Here is a 16,897-nt window from a genome sequence, read left to right on the forward strand (position 1 = left end):
GCTTTGATCTTTTGGATGCTGCATTAATTGAGATTGTTGAGTGGACTGAGTATACTTTTATAAATCATATAGCGGTGTCTATCTTGATGTGTTTTCAGGTTTGTGGTAAGATTGGAACGTTTGTCGGGATTTGCAAAAGTGAGATTGTTTATGGAGAGGTGTTGAAGAAGAAGACGAAAGTGGTGGTAGAATTTTGTGGGAGGGAAATTAAACGAGGAAATAATTTGATCAGATTTGTAAGAAATTTGAATATGAAAGTCTTTTTGTTATAAAAGAGTTATTTTTTTGTGAATGATATGAAGTATCATAATAAAAATACTCTTTATTTTTCTTTTGAAGGAGATCGCTTGAAAAATATAGTCTGAAAAATAAAAAAAAAATTGTTTTTATTGATTCTTTTAGAAAAATATAAATATATTTGTTAGACTATTTACTGATGAATAAACATATATGGAAATACAGAAGGCATTTTTACATCATATTGAGCAGAGTCTTAATGAGCTCTTTAGCGTTGACATTGATTCCCATTATAAAGATATCGAACCAATAGTGAAATCTATTATTGATGAAATTTTTGAAGGAAAGAATAAGAGAGCTTGTGCTATTCCGCCTGATAACAATACTTTAGGTGAATTAGTTAAAGCAATTAGTAGCTCTGATATAGAAGCTCAGAAAACTGCTGTATTAATAAGTTCACAAAGATTACTCCGTAAGGAAAGAGATGCCCAAGAACAATATGGAGCTATAACACAAATACCTAAAGGAAGTCTGTTTCATATATTAGTGGAGCATAATCAAAAGATCTATTTTATTATTACGAAAACAGATCATGATAAGTTTTTAGATGAAAGTGAATTAGAGACAAGAAGAGGTATTCCTCTAAATAAAAAAACTTATAAATCATTTTATTGTGAAGTTATAGATGGCCAGTTAGTAGATGCGTATATATATGATCCTTCAGGAAGATCTGCTAGATATTGGTGGGAAGGATACTTGGATGTTGTTCTCTGTAATTCAGATGCCCAAAATACAGAAAAAGTATTAAATCATTTATTAGAGAAAATCATATATCCCATTAGAGCTAAAAGTCCGGATGATTATAAAACATTACGAGATAGTACTATAACTTTTTTTAGGAGTCATCAGGAATTTAGTTTGTCAGAATATTTAGTTCATGTATGGGAACATTATGTTCCAATATCAGAAGGGTTATCTTTGGATAAATATAAAGACAAGGTAAATAGAATGTCAGATAATAAAAAATTTGATACTTCATTTACTATTATTGCAAGTAGTATAAATAGAAGAGTAAAACGAAATGTTCAATTAACTCCCAAAATGAAGTTACATATAGATGATATGACTTTCCAGGAGGAAAAAGACATTGTTGTTCCATTTACAGATGATAAAGGAAAATGGATTAAAATTAAAACAGATAGTGGATACGAATATTTTAGAAGAAATGAATCTGATTAAGAATATAGCATTAATATTAAATATTGATGAAGTTGATCTCTTTATAAAAGAATCTTTATACAATGTGGAAATATTATCTAATATTCCAGATACTTTTTCTGTAAAAAGTGAGAATATTTTATTATTTAACGACTTGATTAAAGATGATTTTCAAATAGATTTTTTGTATTGTAATATTTCAGAGAAAACTCTAAATAAAAATTTCAATATATCTGATGTTTATGAATTTATAGAAATTATAAATGATAAATTAGAGGACTTGGATTATACAGACGATGAAGATAGGCAAGTAATAGATTCTTTTAAAATAAAGATATATATAAGAAAAGAAATAAAAGAACAAATTTTAAATGTATATGATTTTGAGGCGTTATGTGAATATTGGGATAAACTCTTATGGAAAGATAGATTATCTGCACTAGCAAATCCAAAGCTAATAAAAGGTGTTGTGTTTTTTTTACATTCGGAAACTGTTGATGCCTTTAATACAGATCTGTTTTATTTTACAAATGATACTAGTTGTAAGCCTCGATATGTAGATTATATAGAAGAAATACGTGATAATGCTTATTGGAGTAAAATGGATTTATATCCTTTTTCTCCTATCTATTTTTATTGTATTCAACGACCTAATGTTGAAAATGCTTTTGTGAAATCTTTTGATATTTTGTCTGTTGTATTTTCGTTATGTACTTTATTTGATATTACATCTTTAGATAATAATATTTTGAAATTTAAGTTGTGTGGATATAAAAATGTAAGTGGAGTATTAAATCTTGAAAATACTATTGATATATCTCAAGAAACAAGACAGGAATATTATAAAATTTTTAAATGGGTATATGTGGGTGAGGGAAATAAAGCCGATAAAATAGGGATTGTAAGGAATATACTAAGTTTATTTATTTTGAATGACAATATTAATATTCAAGAAAATGTATTATTTTCTATAAAATCATCTTTTAAGACATATCTAAAGGAAAATCTTGATAAATATGTCTCTATTAGAAATCAAATTTATCAAGAGTTGGATTCTATTATAAATTTATCCTCAATTGCTAAGAAGGATTTCTTGGATGGATTTAAAAATAATTTATTAGCTTGTATTAGTTTTTTTTTTCAGTACATTAGTAATGAATCTGTTAGGGGGCAGTTCAATAAATAATAGTTTATTTTCTAAAGATGTTGTTCTTTTGTCTTATGCGATTTTTTTTATATCATTTTTATATATGATTTGGATGAGAAATGATATAAATAATGAGAAAAAGAATATATCAAAAAGATATAAAATATTAAAAGAGAGGTATTCTGATTTATTAATCAATGAAGAAATAGATGCTATTTTTAGACATGGAGAAGAGTTGGAAGAACAAATTGATTATATTGATGGATTTAAAAAACAATATTCTATTTTATGGAGTATTTCATTATTTATTCTATTCCTTGTTGTGACTATTTTGTCAGACTATAATGGGGATTTTGATTTTTTATCTTTATTTATAAAGCGTATTTTATCTATTGTACTTTTTATTATATAAAAAGACAAGAATAGAGGTGATTTTTTCTATGATATATGGATGTCATTTGTTTAGTATAGATGATCTGTCTTTTATTAATTATTGGTAGTTTGCTTTCATTTACTCAGGAATAAATGAAATATCTATAATGTTATACCATAAAGGAGTACTTTTCTAAACTTATTGCATATGTTTTTAATAACATAATCTTCTATTTTCATTGTTTTAGTAGATTGTTAAAGTCTGATTTCTTTAATTTTCGTTTTTTTCGTTCAGAGTCAGAGTTAGTTCCTCCGTTTTTTCTGGTATGACCAGTTTAGTTAATAAGAGGTTATAAGCAGGCGTTAGTGTGGATTTTTTATCTTTTGTGCTACAAGAAGTTCTTAAATAACTTAAATCTATTCTTAAGAATTCCGCTTAATAATCATTATTTTCCTGATAAACGTTAAATAAGAACCTGAATCTATCGGTGTGATGGTTCGCGAAAAATGGTATTTTAAGATTTTGAATGTTCCTAAAGTCTTATTATATACTATTTTATATGATGCTGTCGCGCCGATCTTTACATATATTCCTACCTATACCTTTGTATCGTTCCCCTGGAAACAGTAGTATTAATTATTAAAACAAAAAAGCTATGACACTGAAATTTAGAAAGGTGCAGCGCAAGGTTCTTAGCGGTGACGATAAGGACAAGGTGAAGACTTATGCGATGGCGCGGTCGTCGAACTATTGCGATATGGATAAGTTGTGTGAATTGATCTCCAGCCGTTCGGCAATGTCGAGTGCTGATGTGAAGGCGATACTTGATTCGTTAAATTGGGCGATGAGCCTGGAACTTCGTTCGGGTAGTATTGTACAGGTGGGTGAGTTCGGTAGTTTTCGTCTTTCGATTCGTTCGAAAGGAGCGGAGACGGCAGATGCTTTCAATGCTTCCCTGATAAAAAAGGCACGGGTGATATTCTCGCCGGGTACCAGTCTGCGCTGGATGAGTGAGATCGTGAAGTTTGAAGAAGATGAAGACATGAAATCTAAGAAAGAAGAAAATCCGGATGATGACAGACCGGTGATTGAATAATTAAAAATGGTAAATAGGGGATTACCTGATTGAAAGAGGAAGGGGGGACGTATGAAAAAAGTTTCCTTTATTTTAGGAAAGAAAATGCTTTTTTTGTCCTAAAATAAAGGAAAACTTATGAGGAAAGAGGTTCTCAAATCGCTGATTGCTATTAAGCAAAGTGAAATCCTGTTTGATGTGATAGAACGGGATGTGGATTTGCCATTTGCCTATTATCACTTGTTTAATATGGAAGATCTGTGTTCTATTAAAGCTTTATAATCTATTTTCATTTGATTTGGTAAAAATGAAATATCAATAAAATCATACCATAGTGGCAATACTTTTCTGAATTTGTTGTATGTATTTTCAATAACCTTATCTTCAACTTTCATTGTTTTTAGTAGATTGTCAAAGTCAGATCTCTTTAATTTTCGTTTTTTTCCGTTCAGAGTCAGAGCAAGTTCTTCTGTGTCTTCAGGTATGACCAGCTTAGTCGATAAGAGATCATAAGCAGGCGTTAGTGTGGTTTCTTTTATCTTTTTATAGAGGGAAAAGTTTTTTAGGTGCATGTCTGCATTACCTGTAAGATAACAGAACAATAAAATCTCAACGTAATTGATCAAGTCTAGGACTGGGTACGCTGAAAACTCTACAATCTTCTTGGCTATCTGTTCATGGGAACCTTTGTATTTCTGTTCTGTTAGTTTCTCTGTTAACTGGCACATATCTTCCATTGGTATTTTATTGCCCTTCTTGTCTCGATCTATTCGTTTAGTAATATATGCTAACGAACCATCTTTGAAACGTATGAGTGAATGAGGAACGGTATTTATCTTTGCTAATCTGGCTAAATGCATGGTTAAGTCTTCATTTTCAGGAAGGTTGGCATATTGTTCAGTCTGTGGCTTGAGGATATAGCCACCCCATAAACCTACAATTGTAAAACGTTTTTCTCCTCCTTTTTCTTTTTCCAAATCAACAGATAGCTTGGGTTGTACACCTGTGATAGTAACTTGCGAACGTACAACTTCTAAAGCTAACGATTCAATATCTACTTTACTATAAGGGAGAACAGGAGGTATAACTGTTCCAAATATTTTTTTTGAACATCGCGAATGAAAGTCTGTTTCGTGTTGTTCTAATGGCTGATAGCAATATAAACATCTTTCCATAATTGCGTATTAAAAGGATTGAACACTAACTGCACCAATGCAATTTTTACAACAGGCCAGTAATAAAGACATACGATCTCTATTGTCGATTTTCCAATTCTTTTCGACAATATCTAATAACCAACCTTCAGGAATCAATCCATCAAAAAACGGATGCAATATATTGCTAATATATGGCTTATCTGTTAAAGGCATTGTTAAACTGATCGGTTCTGCATCCTCACTTGCTAGATATTCAGGATTATAGATAAATCTGTAACCGTTTTCATCTTCCGTAAGAATACCTGCAAAATTACTATACATATAAATTTTAGCTTGTTTCATGGTTCTATTAAATTATTCCTGTCCATAGGTACGGCACCAAGTTGCATTCCGAACAGTTTTAATACCTGATTTACTTTATCCATTTTCAAGGTTTCTTTTCCTTGTTCTAGTTCGCGAAGAAAACGGAGTCCGACACCTGCTTTCAGCGCGAACTCTTCACGTGATAATCCAAGCGACTTGCGCTTTGATTTTACATATTCATTTAATGATAAGTTATTCATTTTTGATACCTCTTCGGGTACAAATATAATGAATATTTCTTGTTTGATACCCTTTCGGGTATTTATTTTTGTGGCTTTGGTTAGGGAATACCCGAAAGGGTATCGAATTTGTTACGAGAAGTCATTAAATAACCTAAATCTATCCCTAAGAATCTCACGTAATAATCATTATTTTCCTGATAAACGTTAAATAAGAGCTTGAACCGATCGGTGTGATAGTTCGTGAAAAATGGTGTTTTAAGATTTTGGTTACTCCTAAAGTCTTATTATATACTGTTTTACACGATGCTATCGCGCCGATCTTTGCATATATACCTACCTGTACCTTTGTATCGTTCCCCTGGAAACAGTAGTATTAATCATTAAAATAGAAAAGCTATGACACTGAAATTTAGAAAGGTGCAGCGCAAGGTTCTTAGCGGTGACGATAAGGATAAGGTGAAGACTTATGCGATGGCGCGGTCGTCGAACTATTGCGATATGGATAAGTTGTGTGAATTGATCTCCAGCCGCTCGGCGATGTCGAGTGCTGATGTGAAGGCAATACTCGATTCGTTGAACTGGGCGATGAGCCTGGAGCTTCGTTCGGGTAGTATTGTACAGGTGGGTGAGTTCGGTAGTTTTCGTCTTTCAATTCGTTCGAAAGGTGCGGAGACGGCAGATGCTTTCAATGCTTCCCTGATTAAAAAGGCACGGGTGATATTCTCGCCGGGTACCAGTCTGCGCTGGATGAGTGAGATCGTGAAGTTTGAAGAGGATGAAGACACGAAACCTAAAAAAGAAGAAGGTTCCGGTGGAGATGACAGACCGGAGATTGAATAATTGAAAATGGGAAATTGAGGATTACTTGATTGAAAGAGGAAAGGGGAACGTATGAAAAAAAGACTGACTATTCAATTGGTAATGGCAATCCTGCTCGTAATGAGCGGGATTGTTCTTCTTTTCTCCGGTTTCTGGATTGCTCCGAAAGGGGAGATTCATAATAGTGTGCTGGTGGCTTTCGGGGAAGCTTGCACATTTACCGGAGCTTTGTTTGGGGTGGATTATTCGTATAAAATTAAATCGGTACAAAATGAAAGAGAGGATAAGTAGGGATTTTACCTGGGAAGAAATGACGTATAGCCGGGTGGCGGTGGAGAACGGGTTGCTGAATGAGCCGCCGTTTGAGGTGAAGCAGGCTATGATGGAGTTGGTGAAACGGTTGTTACAGCCGTTGCGGCTGGCTTATGGGAAGCCGATTGCGATCACAAGTGGTTACCGGAGTCCGGAAGTGAACAGGTTGGTGGGTGGCGTGTCTTCGAGCCAGCATATGAAAGGGGAGGCTGCGGATTGTTATGTGCCTGATCCGAAGGAGTTACTGGATGTGTTGCTTTATTGTAAGTTACCTTTCGATCAGGCGATTCTTTATAAACGAAAAAAGTTCCTGCATTTGTCGTTTCGGGTAAATGGAAAGAATCGTTATCAGGTGATCATTAATAAATGAAGGGGGATAGGTATGGATATGTGGGGTAGAAGTTTGCTTGTTTTGGTTGGTTTGTTGGTTATTTTGCTGTCCGGTTGTAGTGCTGGGCGGCGTAGTGTGCAACATCGGGAGATAAGGGAGGAGGTGCATAGCTTTCATAGTGATAGTATGTTGTTGAAAAATTTGTATCAGGCTTCCCGCAATAAGGTGATCGATATAGAGCATATCGTGTTCGATAGCTGCCGGTTGAATGGGGTGCAGTCTGTTACTCATGTCGCTATTAAGGAACAGGGGGAGGAGGTGGTTGAATCGGTTGTTAGTTCTGGTTCTGTAGATGAGAACTGTTTTGCCGGTTCTGATTCTTTTCAGAAAGGTAGTACTGTGGAGTTTTCTTATCCAAAGCGGATGTTGGTGATTGGGGCGGTGTTGTTGGTTGGTTCGTTATATATGGGTATAGCATTTAGAAAACAGAAGTAAACTCCCAAATCCAGTTATTCTTTTATTTTATTGATAACAAGGAATTTGCAGACATAGGTTCTTGGTGGCAAGGCAAGAACCATAAAGATCAGGATGAAATAGATATTATCGGATTGTATGCGGAAGAGAAACCGGATTTGTTCGCATACAATTTACATATCTTCCATACAGAAATTTCTCACTTCAATATTGTATTTTGAAAGCACTTTATTTCGGACTATTTCAACTTTTTCATTGAAATAATCTGGGTTGAAGTTTTTGCGCTGTCGTTTTACTTCGGCTACTAATGCGTGTTTATCATCAGCATAAATGCCTATTATATCTATTTCACAGGGATCTTTTTCTTTTTTGCTTTGCCACCATGAACCAATATTTCTGAACTCTTTGCTTTCGATCATCATCTGCCTAAAATACATTTCAAGTGTTAACCCTGAATAGGTCGGATAGTCTTTTTTTATAATTTCTCCAAGTTGGTCCAGGTTTTCTGTTTCAATGAGATAATGATATTTGATGAAATATCGGAACCAAAATCGAAGGAATAAGTCGGAAATTTCAAAACGAACGGTTTGTGTACCTTCTTTTGCAAAAATAGGCCGTTTCTTTGCTGGCTATTTGTGCAAATTGGCTGCAAAGCTGAGCTTCATTGCTTCGGCCTACAAAGAAATAAACAGTTGGTGTTTCTTCACAACTTTTGAGGATAAGCTTTGTTTTTCCAATGCGTCTGCGTCCGGTTAAGACCGTCATTTGTGAATGGTTGTTAAAAGCGATTTTCCTTGTTTTATCCAACAGTTTCAGTTCTATTTCACGATTATAAAATTTCATGATAGTAAATTTAGTTCATACTATTTTGAAAATATACGACAGTAAACTTTACGGCTGTATATTTTGCAAATATAGTGTATTTATCTATGAGTAGAAAATATATGGCCGTAATTTATGCCGCTGTATATTTTGAGAGATGGGTGGAGAACGGGTTGTTAGCCAACGCAGTTGTGACTGCTTGCTAGCGGGCTTGCAGGTAGGATGCAAGTTAGGCATCGGTATTTCATGAGATATTAATAGTATTTTCCGATTCCCCCAAATCCAGTTATAATTTTATTCTCTTTCGTTTTATTGATAAAGTTGTTTAGTCGTTTTTCAAATTCTTCAGGCCGTTTCCTGGCTGCTTCAATGTATGCAATTCGGATACGTTTATATGGGTCGGAGAAGTGCTGATAGTTTTTCCATGCTGTTTTATCTGCTTTCAATCTGTCAATTATATCATCTGGAAAAATAAAAGGGTCAGACAAAATAGTTCGTATTTTATCCTCAAATTTAGGGTGTATCATTTTATTTTCCAATAACCATTTAAGTCTTTCTTTGTTGGCTTGCGAGTATGTGCTTTTAGGGTTTCTAGGCGTGAAACGCTGAATTTTATGTTCTTTGTCAAGTGATTTTATCGTACTGTCAATCCACTCGAAACAAAGGGCTTCTTCAACGGCATCATTGTATATAATGCTTTTTTTGCCTGATGATTTCTGGGGAAAGACAAACCAAATTTCGTCTTTGATTTCAAAGTTGTCCGTCAGCCACTTTCTCCAATCTTCCCGATTTTCAAAGTACTTTATTTTATTCTCTGTTGCCATAATGGTTATCTTTTGATAAACTCAATCGGTTCGATGTCATAATTTAGGGTTTTGATATCGCAGTCTTCGTAATCTATCCCGTAACGCATCCTGATTTCAGCAAAATGCGGGCAGATATACGAAGGCATAGTCGGGTCGACAGAACACCAACCGGCTCTTTCTATGTAGCATTCGGGCCAGGGATTGATAGTTGTGAGTGATATTTCGTAATTATCTCCGTTTTTCGAAATTTGTGTAATCCGCTGGGGATAACAGTCTATTGCTTTAATATCGGACTTCTTCACTGTAAAGGTGAAATTGACGGTATCCTGATTAGCCAGGCGGAAGTATTTGGAATATGATTGTGCAAAAACTGACTGTGCAATAAACATACACATACTCAGCATAAATGGGTATTTACTCATGACGTTTCGTTTTATGATTTACAAACGATGACAAAGTTAGTAAATATTTAGATGTTATGAATAAACCTTTGGATGGGAAAATTTTCAGGTAGACTTGAAAAAAGTATCTTTTTTGAGAAGATTATCAAGTCTACCTGAAAATTTTTGTTGGTAGAGTAAGCGAAAAACAAATTACTTTTTCAGTAAAATTGATTCTATCTTTTCCTTTAACTGGTCTTTAGGCATTGCTCCCTGAAGCATCTGGGGTTTTCCTTCCATAGGGATGTATAGAAGGGCCGGTATTCCTTGAATGCCGAATGCCTGGGCCAACTCTGTTTCTTTATCTACATCGACTTTGTAAATGTTGATCTGTCCGGCATATTCTTTGGCAAGCTGTTCCAGTGAAGGAGCGATCATTTTACAGGGACCGCACCAGTCGGCGTAAAAGTCGATGATGGCGGGTTTGTCTCCGAGGTATTTCCACTCATTCGGACTGGCTTCGTAATTATATACTTTCTTCAGAAAGTCAGCCTTATTGAGGTGTACAGGAGCTGCTGTCTCTTTTCCTGTAGTTTCGGTGTTGCTTGCTGCTTCGTTGTTTTTAGCCTGTCCTTTGCATGAGGCCAGCGTCATAAAACCAACCATTAAAGCTAGTAGCGTAAAGAATTTTCTACTTTTCATTAGATACAATTTTTGATATTGATAATTAATATGTCAAATCCTGTTTCCAGGTGATACCACTTATATCTGTCAATATAAGTTCGTAATTTCCTTTTGGCAAATCTGCCAATGCTTTATCCTTTAGCGTTAGCTCCGCTTTACTACCTAATGGTATAACGAGACTATGCTTTCCTGAAACAACTTTCGCCACGTATTTGTTTTTGATGTCTTCTGCCCCGAATTTGGATAATTCTTCCCCGTTTCTGTCAAGGATAATATTGCCATTGGCATCTTTTAAGGTTATGCCGATCAGAAAAGATCCATATACATCGGCACCTTCCACACGATAAACAGTGAATGAAAGTTTATCCTGATCCAGACCGGCTGCTGATATCTCGATTTTCGGTTTGACAGATTTATTATGTAATTTTCCCCATACTCCGTTATGAAATACCTGATTAGTCAGGAGTGTCAGGAATAATATGACCGTAGCACCTGTGATCGACATTTTTCCTAATACATTATGGCTGACAGGCAGTGGACCGGAGGTCAGCCATCGTGTCCATCCATATTCGTTGAACTGCGGTATCCAGGAAATAAGCTTATTATCGAGTGAAAACTTACCTCCACCTGACAGGAAGATCGTGAAACCGGCGGCGATGCCCAGAACGCCTATTTGCCATTCATCCAAACAGGTTGTTCCCAGCCAACCTGAACCTAATAATATTCCGGTAGCAAGGCTTAACACGCCGATACTCATCAATCGGGTAAAGAAGCCGAGCATGAAAAGCAGTCCGACAATTCCTTCAATGACTGTAAATATAACCATCGACCACCAGAGCTGTTCCGGATTGGATACGAGATATTCGATGAGAGGCTTTATACCGAATGAGTTGGGAAGAAAATGATTGAATTTTTCTCCAATGTAACCGGCTGTGTCGGGAATCAATTTATTTTCCAGTATCAACCTTCGCCAGAAAGCGGAAAAATAAGTCCAGCCAACAACCAGGCGCAGTGCAAATGTAAACATTCCGAATAAAGAATATGATTGCTGCATATTCTGTTTTTCTTCTATTTCCATATCTATAAGTTATTTATCTTTATTTGTTGAAACTTTATTTTCATTTTGGAAAGAGCTGAAAAGTAATCCCCCGATGATGCTTCCCCAAATCGAACTGTTGATTGGTGAAGAAGTTATAGGGCATGTCCCTGTTGTACAACCGATAAATTTCCAATAAAGAAATCCTCCAAGTGCGCCTATTGCTATCCCCAGTAATGTGAGCCAGTGTCTTTTGATGTATTTTCTTGCCATTGTAAAATCTCCTAGTGTTGTTGAGTTATTAATATTTTTTCCCTTGCAAGGATTATAATACAAACGTAGATTGTATTTTCTAATAAAACAAGTTTCTACTGGAAAATATATATAGACGTAACAAACTTTCACGAAAAAGTCTATCAACAGCAGTTTCAAAACCGATTTATTGTGAAGTTTTTTTTCTCCTTCGCATTTTTATACAAAATCGTATAGTGGACTTTATTCCCTGTTTGTCTACTTTATAAACATTATAAGATAGAATGGATCTTTACTATCCGGGAAGTCGATTTTCAGCAAAAAACGGCCGATCGGATTTGATATGATTGAAATTATCTATCTTTGTGGCAAAGAAAGGTAATCAATGACTCAAAAATATCCATCCGCTTTATTGGAAAATGCAGTAAATGAGTTGGCTTCGCTTCCCGGTGTGGGAAGGAAGACGGCTTTGCGACTGGCTTTATATATGCTACGCCGGGATGAAGGTTATACGGAAAATTTTGCATCCGCTTTGCTGGCCTTGCGGAAAGAAGTGAAGTATTGCAAAGTCTGTCATAATATCTGTGACGATGAGATGTGTTCTATCTGTGCAGATCCTAAACGGGATCAGTCGACCGTTTGTGTGGTTGAAAATATCAAGGAAGTAATGGCGATCGAAAATACCGGGCAGTTTCGTGGTGTTTACCATGTTCTTGGAGGGATTATTTCGCCGATGGACGGTATTGGCCCAGGCGATTTGCAGATAGACAGTCTGGTGCAACGGGTCGCTAACGAAGAAGTAAAGGAAATTGTCCTTGCACTTAGTACTACGATGGAAGGGGACACGACCAATTTCTTTATCTATCGTAAGCTATCCCCTTATAATGTGAAGATAACCGTCATTGCCCGTGGTGTTTCCATTGGTGATGAGATTGAGTATGCGGACGAAATAACATTGGGACGTTCTATTGTGAACCGTACCAGTTTTAATGACTCAATAAAAATATAATCTGATTCTTATGTACGAAACCAAGATTTCCGTTATTATCGTAAACTATAATGTAAAGTATTTCCTGGAACAATGTCTTTATTCGGTTCAGGCTGCTGTTGCCGGACTCGATGCTGAGGTTTTTGTTGTGGACAATAATTCGACGGACGGTTCTGCCGATTATCTCCGTCCCCGGTTTCCGGAAGTGATGTTTATAGAGAATAAGGATAATCCGGGATTTGCCAAGGCCAATAATCAGGCGATCCGTCAATGCAACGGAGAGTATGTTTTGTTGCTTAATCCGGATACAGTGATAGGCGAGGAGAGTCTTCGAACTCTGTGTTTCTTCATGGATGAACATCCGAATGCAGGTGGGATAGGTGTAAAGATGCTGGATGGGCATGGGGTATTCCTGCCTGAAAGTAAACGGAGTTTTCCTTCTCCCTGGGTTTCGTTCTGTAAGATATTCGGTTTGTCGAAGTTGTTTCCGAAATCCCGTGTGTTTTCAAGATATAGCCTGGCGTATCTGGATAAGGAGAAACAACATAAAGTGGATGTGCTGGCCGGTGCATTTATGTTACTACGCCATGAAGCGCTGGATAAGACCGGACTTCTGGATGAAGATTTCTTTATGTATGGCGAGGACATCGACCTGTCGTACCGGATAGTGTTGGGTGGCTATAAAAACTATTATATCCCCGAGCGTATTCTTCATTATAAAGGAGAAAGTACCAAGCATGGTGATATGAAATATGTAAAGGCATTTTACGGTGCCATGTTGATCTTTTTCAAGAAATATTATCCTCATTCCGGTTGGCTGATGGGATTTTTTATCAAGCTGGCTATCGGGTTGCGTGCTTCATTGGCTGCTTTATCGCGTTTGTTGGGAGTAAAGCCAAAGTCCAAAAGCAAGCATAAACGTTTACTGGTTGTTTGCCGTGAGGAAAATTTTGAAGCGATTAAGGCTGCCTGTGTGAAACAGATGCCGGAACTGGAACATGTAAATCTTTGGGATCTGGACGGGGAACGTGTAATGGATGCTATCTGCCGCCGCAATCAGATGAAGGAGTTTACTGATTATGCTTTTTGTTATCCGGATGCCCGTTTTGAGCAGATGCTTCTGTTTATGGATACGCTGGTCGACAAGAAAGTTACTTATCATATTTATTGTAAAAAAAGCGGACAATTAATATCACCGGGGAAATAATATGGCACAACTGGAAAATGAAACGATCCGTCTCCGTGCCCTGGAGCCGGAAGATCTGGAACTTTTGTATCGTTGGGAGAATAATCCGGAGCTTTGGAGTCTTGGAAATACAATGTCTCCCTATTCGCGTTATATACTGAAAGAGTATATTCGTGAGTCGCATCGTGATATCTTTGACCTGAAGCAGTTGCGGCTGATGATCGAGCTCCGTTCAACTGGGGCGGCTGTCGGTACTGTCGACCTGTATGATTTCGAACCGCATCATCGGCGTGCCGGTATCGGTATTTTACTGGAACCTGTTTATCAAGGAAACGGGTTGGCTACCGAAGCAATGAATGTACTGATGGATTATGCGTTCTCTTTTCTGAAACTGCATCAACTATATGTGCATATACCCGTCGATAACGAGGCCAGCAAAGCTCTTTTTACCCGCTGCGGATTTACCGTTACAGGTATCATGACAGATTGGATCATCACAGAAAACGGATATTCTGATGTACTGATGATGCAAAAAGTCAATAAACAGATTATGTGATAAATTAATTCAGATAAGGATCTTTCGGATATTTAGTCCATGCCTCGTAGTTACTGCCTAACTGTTCGAGTGAGTTCTTCCAGAAACTTTCTCCATCGGCAAGTAATACATTTTCTTTAGCTGCGTGACTGACTACCCACGAGTTTTTATTGATCTCGTTTCCTAACTGTCCTTCCGTCCATCCTGAATAACCGAGGAAAAACTTTACTTTTCCTTCAATCGAATGGCCATTCTGCATATAGCGCTTCAATGCTTCGAAATCACCATCGAAATACAGGCGGTCTTTGATCTTTACAGAGTCGGGTACGATCAGATCTCCCAATGAATGGATAAAGAACAACCGGTTGGCACTTACCGGACCACCCAGATAGATTGGTATTTCCGGATACTCTTCCAGTTCCGGAAAAAAAGTATTTACAATCAGATCCGTTTTCTTATTTAATACAAACCCCATCGATCCCTGCGTATTGTGTTCTATCAGTAGAACAACAGAACGCTGGAAATAAGCATCTTGCAGGAAAGGTTCTGATATGAGTATACTTCCTTGTGCAGGAAGGAGATTATTATGCGTAATTTTGAATATGTTATTATATGTAGCCATAGTGAAGATTGCTTACTGTTGTTAGACAGGGACAATATATGGCTTTTGATGTTAAGAAGCAAACGGAAAACCCGGCATTTGGGTTAATAAGTGTAAAATAAATGCCGGGTTTGTGTTAATTATAAGGTATGATTTTCTTTGAATAGCTTTAAACGCTCTTCAAGCAGATCATATTGATGCGGTTTGATAAACGAAGTGCAGGCGCGAAGTCCTTCCTGATTGCTTCCTGTCGTACTTAATGAGATAGCACTTACACCGTAATAGATCAGTTCTTCCATCAACTGTCCGCCGGTCATTCCGGGATAGGCGATCGTGAAGTAGAAGCCGTCGGCAATAGGCTCGTCGAGGTCATGGTCGTAAACGATCGTAAAACCATAATCTGTAAAGATTTTCTTTAATCTTTCTGCACGGCATCCATATTCTTTAACTTCCGAGATAAAATCAAACTGTCCGTCGGATGCAGCTTTGAACATGGCAGCCAATGCAATCTGAGCCGAGTGGCTGGTTCCTGATGACAGGGCGTATAAAACGCGGTGAATATATACTGTACCGAAAGTACCGCCGCCATAACGCTTGGTCAGTCCCGGATAGGCACGATGGTAAAGTTTATTGGAGATAGCCGTCACGCCGATACGCTGTCCGGCATAGCTGAATGCTTTGGAGCCGGATATTTGTAAAATGTAATTATCTGTATAATGGGCAACGCTTGCCTGGTAAGGTGCTTCAAACGGTTTGCCAAGTTCTTTGCGGAAGTCCATAGCGAAATAGGCGAGGTCTTCGATCACGATCGTATCGTATTTGTTTGCCATTTCACCGATAATCTTCAATTCGTCGTCTGTCAGGCAGAACCAGGCCGGGTTGTTGGGGTTGGAGTAGATCATAGCAGCGATATTACCTTTGGAAAGATGTTCTTCCAGGATGGCGCGCAGTTTTTCTCCACGGTATTCGTATACGTCGAATGATTCGTATTTATAGCCCATCACAACGATTTGTTGTTTCTGGACAGGAAATCCCGGGTCGATGAACAGGATGGTGTCTTTTCCTTCCGTGCATTGTCCGCTGGTAAGGAAAGAGGCAAATGTTCCCTGCATGGAGCCGGTTACCGGAACGCAACATTCCGGAGCAATATCTATATTAATGAATGCCTTGATGAATCTGGAGGCTTCTGTTTTTACTTCCGGCGTACCGTTGATGTTCGGGTAAATGGAAGCGATGCCGTTCTGTAATGCTTTGACTTCCGCGTCTACACCCACCTGCGCTGCTTTTAATCCGGGAACACCCATTTCCATGTGTATGAACTCGGTATTTGTTTCCTGTTCCAATTGTGTGGATATGGCAACAACTTCACGAATCGTTGCTTTCCCGAAATCCGGTAATCCGTAGCCATCTATTATTCGTCTGGCAGTCTGATAATCTACTGGAGTATTCTTCATGTCTGTTATATTTATATGGAGGACAAAAGTAAAAAAATAATCAATCCAATGTGAAATATTTGTGTGAAACTGTTGTATAATTAAAAATATTATCTACCTTTGCACCGCAATCGAGAGAGATGCGATACAAAAACATTGGTTCGGTAGTTCAGTTGGTTAGAATACATGCCTGTCACGCATGGGGTCGCGGGTTCGAGTCCCGTCCGGACCGCTTAAAAACCTGTTAGTCTATTGACTAACAGGTTTTTATTTTTTTACAGTGTTGCACTTGTATTGCAAATCCGCATTTGCCCCATTCCTTTCCCACCATTGTGAAATACAGAAAAATATCCCCAACCTGAAGAAATTTCACTAAATTTGCTCCCGAAGTTAATTTATACAGGTACTTTATCGGGGGCTTACCCTTAGTGGGTGATGTGATTAATTTTCTTGCCATTTCATTTATATCGTTCCTAATATTTTATG

Annotated in this window: 23 protein-coding genes and 1 tRNA gene; 12 read left to right on the forward strand and 12 right to left on the reverse strand. The window is 37.3% G+C overall.

The window, feature by feature from the left end; all coding sequences use genetic code 11:
* Positions 1-450 precede the first annotated feature (450 nt).
* The 4 genes from K6V26_RS07850 to K6V26_RS07865 all read left to right on the forward strand — a co-directional run bounded on the left by K6V26_RS07850 (position 451) and on the right by K6V26_RS07865 (position 4,071).
* The gene (locus K6V26_RS07850) at positions 451-1,476 is read left to right on the forward strand and encodes a nucleoid-associated protein (RefSeq protein ID WP_224265018.1); all 1,026 of its coding nucleotides are present in this window, start codon (positions 451-453) and stop codon (positions 1,474-1,476) included.
* Positions 1,403-2,641: a hypothetical protein gene (locus tag K6V26_RS07855; protein WP_224265019.1), complete on the forward strand. Its 1,239-nt coding sequence runs from the start codon at positions 1,403-1,405 to the stop codon at positions 2,639-2,641. The genes K6V26_RS07850 and K6V26_RS07855 overlap by 74 nt, the downstream gene beginning before the upstream one ends.
* A gap of 73 nt (positions 2,642-2,714) precedes the next feature.
* Positions 2,715-3,014 carry a hypothetical protein gene (locus K6V26_RS07860; protein WP_224265020.1) on the forward strand — a complete coding sequence of 100 codons (300 nt, stop codon included), beginning with the start codon at positions 2,715-2,717 and terminating at the stop codon, positions 3,012-3,014.
* Between the two features lie 616 nt (positions 3,015-3,630).
* Positions 3,631-4,071, forward strand: a complete 441-nt coding sequence (locus tag K6V26_RS07865; protein WP_224265021.1) for an HU family DNA-binding protein — start codon at positions 3,631-3,633, stop codon at positions 4,069-4,071.
* Positions 4,072-4,286: 215 nt separating this feature from the next.
* On the opposite strand, the gene K6V26_RS07870 is transcribed toward K6V26_RS07865, so the two are convergent.
* From K6V26_RS07870 to K6V26_RS07880, 3 genes are read right to left on the reverse strand one after another with little or no spacing between them, the layout of a single operon-like run.
* The gene (locus K6V26_RS07870) at positions 4,287-5,225 is read right to left on the reverse strand and encodes a HipA domain-containing protein (RefSeq protein ID WP_224265022.1); all 939 of its coding nucleotides are present in this window, start codon (positions 5,223-5,225) and stop codon (positions 4,287-4,289) included.
* Between the two features lie 9 nt (positions 5,226-5,234).
* Positions 5,235-5,549, reverse strand: a complete 315-nt coding sequence (locus tag K6V26_RS07875) for a HipA N-terminal domain-containing protein (RefSeq protein WP_224265023.1) — start codon at positions 5,547-5,549, stop codon at positions 5,235-5,237.
* The gene (locus tag K6V26_RS07880) at positions 5,546-5,770 is read right to left on the reverse strand and encodes a helix-turn-helix domain-containing protein (RefSeq protein WP_044214648.1); all 225 of its coding nucleotides are present in this window, start codon (positions 5,768-5,770) and stop codon (positions 5,546-5,548) included. Before K6V26_RS07880 ends, K6V26_RS07875 begins: the two co-directional genes overlap by 4 nt.
* A gap of 378 nt (positions 5,771-6,148) precedes the next feature.
* Here K6V26_RS07880 and K6V26_RS07885 point away from each other — a divergent pair, with 378 nt between their 5' ends.
* From K6V26_RS07885 to K6V26_RS07900, 4 genes are read left to right on the forward strand one after another with little or no spacing between them, the layout of a single operon-like run.
* Positions 6,149-6,592 (forward strand): HU family DNA-binding protein, encoded by a 444-nt coding sequence (locus K6V26_RS07885; RefSeq protein WP_007659352.1) that lies wholly within the window; start codon positions 6,149-6,151, stop codon positions 6,590-6,592.
* A gap of 51 nt (positions 6,593-6,643) precedes the next feature.
* Entirely contained in the window at positions 6,644-6,862 is a 219-nt protein-coding gene (locus K6V26_RS07890; protein ID WP_224265024.1) for a hypothetical protein, read from the forward strand.
* Positions 6,843-7,253, forward strand: coding sequence for a D-Ala-D-Ala carboxypeptidase family metallohydrolase (locus K6V26_RS07895; RefSeq protein WP_224265025.1), 411 nt, complete (start codon positions 6,843-6,845; stop codon positions 7,251-7,253). The genes K6V26_RS07890 and K6V26_RS07895 overlap by 20 nt, the downstream gene beginning before the upstream one ends.
* 18 nt (positions 7,254-7,271) lie before the next feature.
* Entirely contained in the window at positions 7,272-7,709 is a 438-nt protein-coding gene (locus tag K6V26_RS07900) for a hypothetical protein (protein WP_224265026.1), read from the forward strand.
* 152 nt (positions 7,710-7,861) lie between these two features.
* Here the strand turns inward: K6V26_RS07900 and K6V26_RS07905 are convergent, their stop codons facing one another.
* The 7 genes from K6V26_RS07905 to K6V26_RS07930 all read right to left on the reverse strand — a co-directional run bounded on the left by K6V26_RS07905 (position 7,862) and on the right by K6V26_RS07930 (position 11,689).
* Positions 7,862-8,299: a DUF234 domain-containing protein gene (locus K6V26_RS07905; protein ID WP_449590793.1), complete on the reverse strand. Its 438-nt coding sequence runs from the start codon at positions 8,297-8,299 to the stop codon at positions 7,862-7,864.
* On the reverse strand, positions 8,262-8,531 hold the full coding sequence (locus K6V26_RS28770; protein ID WP_007659363.1) for an ATP-binding protein: 270 nt from the start codon (positions 8,529-8,531) through the stop codon (positions 8,262-8,264). The genes K6V26_RS07905 and K6V26_RS28770 overlap by 38 nt, the downstream gene beginning before the upstream one ends.
* Positions 8,532-8,764: 233 nt before the next feature.
* Positions 8,765-9,334 carry a YdeI/OmpD-associated family protein gene (locus K6V26_RS07910; protein ID WP_224265027.1) on the reverse strand — a complete coding sequence of 190 codons (570 nt, stop codon included), beginning with the start codon at positions 9,332-9,334 and terminating at the stop codon, positions 8,765-8,767.
* Positions 9,335-9,339: 5 nt separating this feature from the next.
* Entirely contained in the window at positions 9,340-9,738 is a 399-nt protein-coding gene (locus K6V26_RS07915; protein WP_224265028.1) for a hypothetical protein, read from the reverse strand.
* A gap of 171 nt (positions 9,739-9,909) precedes the next feature.
* On the reverse strand, positions 9,910-10,398 hold the full coding sequence (gene trxA, locus K6V26_RS07920; protein WP_224265029.1) for a thioredoxin: 489 nt from the start codon (positions 10,396-10,398) through the stop codon (positions 9,910-9,912).
* Positions 10,399-10,423: 25 nt separating this feature from the next.
* On the reverse strand, positions 10,424-11,458 hold the full coding sequence (locus K6V26_RS07925) for a TQO small subunit DoxD (RefSeq protein ID WP_224265030.1): 1,035 nt from the start codon (positions 11,456-11,458) through the stop codon (positions 10,424-10,426).
* Positions 11,459-11,467: 9 nt separating this feature from the next.
* Complete coding sequence (locus K6V26_RS07930) at positions 11,468-11,689, reverse strand: DUF6132 family protein (protein WP_224265031.1); 222 nt, start codon at positions 11,687-11,689, stop codon at positions 11,468-11,470.
* Positions 11,690-12,053: 364 nt separating this feature from the next.
* On the opposite strand from K6V26_RS07930, the gene recR reads away from it, so the two are divergent.
* The 3 genes from recR to K6V26_RS07945 are packed head-to-tail and all read left to right on the forward strand — an operon-like array spanning position 12,054 to position 14,398.
* Positions 12,054-12,677 (forward strand): recombination mediator RecR, encoded by a 624-nt coding sequence (recR, locus tag K6V26_RS07935; protein ID WP_007659371.1) that lies wholly within the window; start codon positions 12,054-12,056, stop codon positions 12,675-12,677.
* Between the two features lie 10 nt (positions 12,678-12,687).
* Positions 12,688-13,863, forward strand: coding sequence for a glycosyltransferase family 2 protein (locus K6V26_RS07940; protein ID WP_224265032.1), 1,176 nt, complete (start codon positions 12,688-12,690; stop codon positions 13,861-13,863).
* A gap of 1 nt (position 13,864) precedes the next feature.
* Entirely contained in the window at positions 13,865-14,398 is a 534-nt protein-coding gene (locus tag K6V26_RS07945; protein ID WP_224265033.1) for a GNAT family N-acetyltransferase, read from the forward strand.
* A 4-nt stretch (positions 14,399-14,402) separates the two neighbouring features.
* Here the strand turns inward: K6V26_RS07945 and K6V26_RS07950 are convergent, their stop codons facing one another.
* Both K6V26_RS07950 and K6V26_RS07955 read right to left on the reverse strand, forming a co-directional pair.
* Positions 14,403-14,999: a YqgE/AlgH family protein gene (locus K6V26_RS07950; RefSeq protein WP_224265034.1), complete on the reverse strand. Its 597-nt coding sequence runs from the start codon at positions 14,997-14,999 to the stop codon at positions 14,403-14,405.
* 119 nt (positions 15,000-15,118) lie between these two features.
* Positions 15,119-16,432 carry an aminotransferase class I/II-fold pyridoxal phosphate-dependent enzyme gene (locus K6V26_RS07955; protein WP_224265035.1) on the reverse strand — a complete coding sequence of 438 codons (1,314 nt, stop codon included), beginning with the start codon at positions 16,430-16,432 and terminating at the stop codon, positions 15,119-15,121.
* 137 nt (positions 16,433-16,569) lie between these two features.
* Between K6V26_RS07955 and K6V26_RS07960 the strand changes: the two genes are divergently transcribed.
* Positions 16,570-16,643: transfer RNA gene (locus K6V26_RS07960), tRNA-Asp, on the forward strand.
* Positions 16,644-16,897 lie beyond the last annotated feature (254 nt).

Source organism: Parabacteroides goldsteinii, from assembly GCF_020091425.1.
GTDB lineage: Bacteria > Bacteroidota > Bacteroidia > Bacteroidales > Tannerellaceae > Parabacteroides > Parabacteroides goldsteinii.

Bases quoted from the DNA above. Each gene is read 5' to 3' on its own strand.
- K6V26_RS07850 (WP_224265018.1), top strand. From the start codon at position 451: ATGGAAATACAGAAGGCATTTTTACATCATATTGAGCAGAGTCTTAAT.
- K6V26_RS07855 (WP_224265019.1), top strand. From the start codon at position 1,403: ATGATAAAGGAAAATGGATTAAAATTAAAACAGATAGTGGATACGAAT.
- K6V26_RS07860 (WP_224265020.1), top strand. From the start codon at position 2,715: ATGAGAAATGATATAAATAATGAGAAAAAGAATATATCAAAAAGATAT.
- K6V26_RS07865 (WP_224265021.1), top strand. From the start codon at position 3,631: ATGACACTGAAATTTAGAAAGGTGCAGCGCAAGGTTCTTAGCGGTGAC.
- K6V26_RS07870 (WP_224265022.1), bottom strand. From the start codon at position 5,225: ATGGAAAGATGTTTATATTGCTATCAGCCATTAGAACAACACGAAACA.
- K6V26_RS07875 (WP_224265023.1), bottom strand. From the start codon at position 5,549: ATGAAACAAGCTAAAATTTATATGTATAGTAATTTTGCAGGTATTCTT.
- K6V26_RS07880 (WP_044214648.1), bottom strand. From the start codon at position 5,770: ATGAATAACTTATCATTAAATGAATATGTAAAATCAAAGCGCAAGTCG.
- K6V26_RS07885 (WP_007659352.1), top strand. From the start codon at position 6,149: ATGACACTGAAATTTAGAAAGGTGCAGCGCAAGGTTCTTAGCGGTGAC.
- K6V26_RS07890 (WP_224265024.1), top strand. From the start codon at position 6,644: ATGAAAAAAAGACTGACTATTCAATTGGTAATGGCAATCCTGCTCGTA.
- K6V26_RS07895 (WP_224265025.1), top strand. From the start codon at position 6,843: ATGAAAGAGAGGATAAGTAGGGATTTTACCTGGGAAGAAATGACGTAT.
- K6V26_RS07900 (WP_224265026.1), top strand. From the start codon at position 7,272: ATGTGGGGTAGAAGTTTGCTTGTTTTGGTTGGTTTGTTGGTTATTTTG.
- K6V26_RS28770 (WP_007659363.1), bottom strand. From the start codon at position 8,531: ATGAAATTTTATAATCGTGAAATAGAACTGAAACTGTTGGATAAAACA.
- K6V26_RS07910 (WP_224265027.1), bottom strand. From the start codon at position 9,334: ATGGCAACAGAGAATAAAATAAAGTACTTTGAAAATCGGGAAGATTGG.
- K6V26_RS07915 (WP_224265028.1), bottom strand. From the start codon at position 9,738: ATGAGTAAATACCCATTTATGCTGAGTATGTGTATGTTTATTGCACAG.
- trxA (WP_224265029.1), bottom strand. From the start codon at position 10,398: ATGAAAAGTAGAAAATTCTTTACGCTACTAGCTTTAATGGTTGGTTTT.
- K6V26_RS07925 (WP_224265030.1), bottom strand. From the start codon at position 11,458: ATGGAAATAGAAGAAAAACAGAATATGCAGCAATCATATTCTTTATTC.
- K6V26_RS07930 (WP_224265031.1), bottom strand. From the start codon at position 11,689: ATGGCAAGAAAATACATCAAAAGACACTGGCTCACATTACTGGGGATA.
- recR (WP_007659371.1), top strand. From the start codon at position 12,054: ATGACTCAAAAATATCCATCCGCTTTATTGGAAAATGCAGTAAATGAG.
- K6V26_RS07940 (WP_224265032.1), top strand. From the start codon at position 12,688: ATGTACGAAACCAAGATTTCCGTTATTATCGTAAACTATAATGTAAAG.
- K6V26_RS07945 (WP_224265033.1), top strand. From the start codon at position 13,865: ATGGCACAACTGGAAAATGAAACGATCCGTCTCCGTGCCCTGGAGCCG.
- K6V26_RS07950 (WP_224265034.1), bottom strand. From the start codon at position 14,999: ATGGCTACATATAATAACATATTCAAAATTACGCATAATAATCTCCTT.
- K6V26_RS07955 (WP_224265035.1), bottom strand. From the start codon at position 16,432: ATGAAGAATACTCCAGTAGATTATCAGACTGCCAGACGAATAATAGAT.